The 582-nt window shown below is 38.5% G+C and carries 1 protein-coding gene and 1 pseudogene; both read left to right on the top strand.

Annotated features, from left to right (window positions below; genetic code table 11):
• Nucleotides 1-228, top strand: a pseudogene (locus ACWHAR_RS30020) (spore cortex biosynthesis protein YabQ); the annotation flags it as partial.
• Between the two features lie 17 nt (nucleotides 229-245).
• A partial coding sequence (gene divIC, locus ACWHAR_RS30015; protein ID WP_452088800.1) for a cell division protein DivIC occupies nucleotides 246-582 on the top strand: 337 nt, incomplete at its 3' end.

Here is a 582-nt window from a genome sequence, read left to right as displayed (position 1 = left end):
AAGAAAACATACAGCCTGATAGGTTTTCTCCTGCTGTGTGTATATAAAATAGTCATGGTTCTGTGTTTTCCGATCCGTTTTATCGGGAAACAATGTTTGAAACTTCTTCCTGTGAAAATGCGTCTAACTTTTAGACGTTATTTTGAAAAAGGTGCAGGATTTCTCAAAAAGAAGAAGAAACTATTGATAACCATAAGAACGACCATTACACGGTTTTTGAAGAAATGAAAGGAGGACCGTCTGGTTTGAATTTTTCCAGGGAACGAACGATAACTGAAATACAAAACGACTATAAAGAACAAGTAGAACGGCAAAATCAGCTGAAGAAACGAAGACGCAAAGGGCTGTACAGACGGTTAACTGTATTCGGCGCCCTAGTATTCCTGACGGCAATTGTGCTGGCAAGCTCTGTATGGTCCCAAACATCTTCCCTTAGTGCAAAAGAAGAAAAGAAAGAACAGCTTGAAAAAGAACTGAAAAGTTTAAAGACAAAACAAACGGATTTAAAAGAAGAAATATCCAAATTGAAGGATGAGGATTACGTCACAGAGCTTGCCAGAAGGGACTTATTCATGTCTGGAG

It is taken from the genome of Bacillus sp. LR--39 (assembly GCF_053613335.1).
The sequence above is the reverse complement of the archived record's forward strand: the minus strand, read 5'-3'. Positions and strand labels throughout refer to the sequence as shown.